At 40.4% G+C, this 3,623-nt stretch carries 4 protein-coding genes; all 4 read right to left on the reverse strand.

The features are described from left to right. Window positions 1–36 precede the first annotated feature (36 nt). The 4 genes from PN450_RS02145 to PN450_RS02160 all read right to left on the reverse strand — a co-directional run bounded on the left by PN450_RS02145 (window position 37) and on the right by PN450_RS02160 (window position 3,380). On the reverse strand, window positions 37–1,764 hold the full coding sequence (locus PN450_RS02145; protein WP_271835281.1) for an Rqc2 family fibronectin-binding protein: 1,728 nt from the start codon (window positions 1,762–1,764) through the stop codon (window positions 37–39). 5 nt (window positions 1,765–1,769) lie between these two features. Beyond that, on the reverse strand, window positions 1,770–1,967 hold the full coding sequence (locus PN450_RS02150) for a hypothetical protein (protein ID WP_271835282.1): 198 nt from the start codon (window positions 1,965–1,967) through the stop codon (window positions 1,770–1,772). Beyond that, window positions 1,964–2,908 carry an RpnC/YadD family protein gene (locus tag PN450_RS02155; RefSeq protein ID WP_271835283.1) on the reverse strand — a complete coding sequence of 315 codons (945 nt, stop codon included), beginning with the start codon at window positions 2,906–2,908 and terminating at the stop codon, window positions 1,964–1,966. The genes PN450_RS02150 and PN450_RS02155 overlap by 4 nt, the downstream gene beginning before the upstream one ends. A 196-nt stretch (window positions 2,909–3,104) precedes the next feature. Next, window positions 3,105–3,380, reverse strand: a complete 276-nt coding sequence (locus PN450_RS02160) for a hypothetical protein (protein WP_096671296.1) — start codon at window positions 3,378–3,380, stop codon at window positions 3,105–3,107. Window positions 3,381–3,623 lie beyond the last annotated feature (243 nt).

Genomic DNA, 3,623 nt, shown 5'->3' on the forward strand with positions numbered 1-3,623 from the left:
ACTAATGACCAATGACCAATGACCAATGACCAATGACTAATGACCAATAACCAATTGCGGTTTCCCCCAAATAATCGTTTCTTGTTTATAAACCACAAGTCCTGGTTTCGCGCCTTTGGGTTTGTAGACGTGCTTGAGTTGGGTGTAAACTACTGGTACTTGGTCACTTTGACGGGCGCGACTGAAATAACCTGCTAGATTGGCTGTAAATTGTAAATCAGCTTCTTCCGCCACTGTACCCGGTTCTAGACGCAGGAGAACATGACTCCCCGGAATTTCTTGGGCGTGAAACCACAAATCATAGTCTCCAGCGACACGGAATGTTAGTTGATCATTTTGGATGTTATTACGACCAATGAGGACTTCAAAGCCACTCGGACTGCGGTAACGATGAAAATTAGTGCCGGGAGTGTCGTTGCTGCTACGGCTGCGATATTCTAAGTTTTCTAGATATTTTTGCCCAATGAGTTCATCACGGATTTCTTCTAAGGCTTGTAGATCTTCTGGATTTTGGTATTTGTCTATTTGCGAAATTGCGGCTTCTACTTGTTCGAGATAGTCAATTTCTGCTTGAACTGCAAATAGTAGCGGTTCAACAGCCGCACGGGCGCGTTTGAGTTTTTGGTGCTGTTTATAAAGCTTTTGGGCATTTTGGACGGCGTTTTTATCGGGCAAAAGAGCGATCGCAATTGGCTGTTCGGTTTCAAAATCTGGTAGAATTATTTCCTGCATCCCTGGTTGCCAATGGTGCAGGTTAGCCATTAATAAGTCAGCTTTTTGACGATATTCTTCAGCTTGATCTGATTGTTGCAGGCGATCGCTAAAAGTTTTCGCTTTGGTGCGTAATTTACCCAAAATATTCAATAATTTCTGACTTAACTGATGACGCAGTTGTCCAAATAACTGTTCATTCAGTTGATCAGAATAATAACGGTAAAGCAATTCTTGGATATTCTTTGTGGGTGCAACTCCACCCCAACCCATCACCGTATATCCATTTTCTGTCCAAGCAGGTTGGAATTTACCTAAATCTAAAGCTTGTAACCATTCTTGCCAACGTTGAAATAAATTTTGCCAATCTTGGGGAGTAAGTTCATCAGTATTCGTATCTGGGATGATATTTGCCGCTAACAGCATCGTGTCTAGCAAAGCCGAACTTAAACCACTATAACTTTTGAGTAACTGGCGTTTAATCCCCCCTGGGACTAAACTTACCCGTTCTTGCCAACGTTCTAGAGATTCGCTTAAATTAGGGACTTTTCCCGTCAGTTTCGGTGGTGTTTCGTAATTTTGTCCAGTTTGAATCGGACGAACACTAGATTGTTGGTGACTAACTTGATGGGCAGCAGTGATAATTTCATTACTAGCATCAGTTAAAATCACATTACTATATTTGCCCATCACTTCCGCATAAAGGTGATACAGGGCTGTTTCTTCAGGACGACGGGCAAATTGTAAATCAATTACCCGTTCCCAAGGGGAAATCGCTTCAATTCCTACTAAGGCCAACCCACCCAATTGGTGTTTTAACTGTTGACTAAAAGTAAAAGTATCTGGGGCGCGTGGTGGTGGTTCACTAATACAAATATGGGCGGCTTGGGGATGCCAGGAAATATCCAGCCAACCCCGTTGATTTAAGGTGCGTAAGGCAATGGCAATGGTAAAGCGATCGCGCTGATATACCTGTTCTATGCGTGCAGGCAACCAATTAGCGCGGATTTCGCTACAAGCGGCGGTTAAAGCGGTAAAGTCCAGGGGTTGCAAAACAATTACCCCTTTTTCACGACAAAATTACTTTTTTCTTGATTATTTTCTTGGTTCATTAAATAAATATTTTTCAGCTTGCTAAGTCTATGTTCTCTGATTTCAGACAAAAATTTTGAATAATGAATCTTATCCTTGTTCCCTGTTCCCTGTTCCCTGTTCCCTGTTCCCTGTTCCCTGTTCCCTTTTTTTGTAAGATTCACTCAAATCTAGCTAATAATTCCTCACGAGACAATTGTAGAAGCAAAGGCGTGAATTCTTCTCTGGACATTGCAATTAGAGGGTTGATAATTGTTGCTAACTGTGAATCAACTGCACCAAAACGTACTTGCAATATACTTTCAATCATAGCGCGTCGTTCTCTTTCTATACCTTCTTGTCGTCCTTCTTGTCGTCCTTCTTGTCGTCCTTCTTGAAGTCCTTGTTTTTTCAGTTCTTCTAATTGTTGTTGATACATTTCAGACAATTTCATAATTAACTCCTGATCATCTTTATCAATATCTTGTTCTTGACGCTGACGAGCCGATAACACAGCAATTAGGTTATGTACTAATTGTATGATATCCGAAAGGAACGGACTATTATTGGCTAGTGCTTCTAATTCTTCTACTGCTTGTCTTTGGACTTTCCCTTTGCCTAAAACCCTCAAAAACAGTGTTTCGGGTGTACTCGGTAGTTGATGAATCGCCACAACTACGGTTTTAAATCCTTTTGGCAAGAAATAAATACCTTTTCCCCAGTTTGTTTCATCCAGAGTCCCATGAAAAATCTCTAGGATTTCTGATGATACTGTAGGTGTAAAAATCCATAATTGAGCTAATTCTGCTTCATTTATTCGCGTATTATTACGTTTTGCTTGCCGTTCTAGGTCTGCATGAATGTCAAACAATTTACCTATACAACTGCGAGTTTCACTTTTGCTGACGGCATTACGGAATGGTTCAAATATGGCATAATTTGTCACCATTTTCCCCAGTATTCCTAGTGTTTGTAGACTTTGTGTTGGTTGGGGTGAAGGAATAAATAATACGTCTATTTGTCTGACTTCTGCGGTAATATCTTTGCTGGTTTCTACTTCTCCATAAGGCGTTAATAATTCTGTTAGATATTGTTTAGCAAATTGATCATGTATAAAGCGAGTCATTGACATTAATTTAAAGACAGAATGATTAATTTAACATTTTTTGGGTGATGGCGATCGCTTATGGTAAAACATAGGGGTTTAGCAGTGCTAAACCCCTACATATCTGGGTTTTTGGTAATCTTGTAAAAGTTCAAATCTCGTCCGTTACGAGTATCATCCAAAATCCAAAATCCAAAATCCAAAATCTAAAATTCACTCATCCTTGCCAGGGTGAAGGGATAGGTGTAGTGGAAATCACCTTTTCTGCCATCAGTCTCACGGCAGTTTTCCCACAACTTGGGCATTCCACCTCTAAATACTGTGAAGAAGATACATCTACCTCACATAATATCCCTTGTTTGCAGTGCCAACATTCACAAATTACCCTGCATACTGGTTCGTTGCAGTCAAGGATCTTGACGTGCTGAAAATTTTGGGATTCGCTGTCTGGTTTCCTGGGCTTAGGGAATTTTTTGATTTCTTGAACTTCCATCATTTCACCGTCTAACTGCAACTATGTTTAGAGCTTACTTGATCTTTCCTATCTTACAACTATGTACGAATTGTCAGTTGTCAGTTGTTAGTAGGGGCGAAGCATTTGGAAGATAAATTATCGGTCATTGCCAAAAATAGTTCTCCAAATGCTTCGCCCGTACAGTTGTTAGCATTTGGAAGATAAATTATCGGTCATTGCCAAAAATAGTTCTCCAAATGCTTCGCCCGTACAGTTGTCAGT

Source organism: Dolichospermum lemmermannii CS-548 (genome assembly GCF_028330815.1).
Taxonomy (GTDB): Bacteria; Cyanobacteriota; Cyanobacteriia; order Cyanobacteriales; family Nostocaceae; genus Dolichospermum; species Dolichospermum lemmermannii.

Coding starts and splice junctions, on each gene's coding strand:
- PN450_RS02155 (WP_271835283.1), bottom strand. CDS start 2,908: ATGACTCGCTTTATACATGATCAATTTGCTAAACAATATCTAACAGAA.
- PN450_RS02160 (WP_096671296.1), bottom strand. CDS start 3,380: ATGGAAGTTCAAGAAATCAAAAAATTCCCTAAGCCCAGGAAACCAGAC.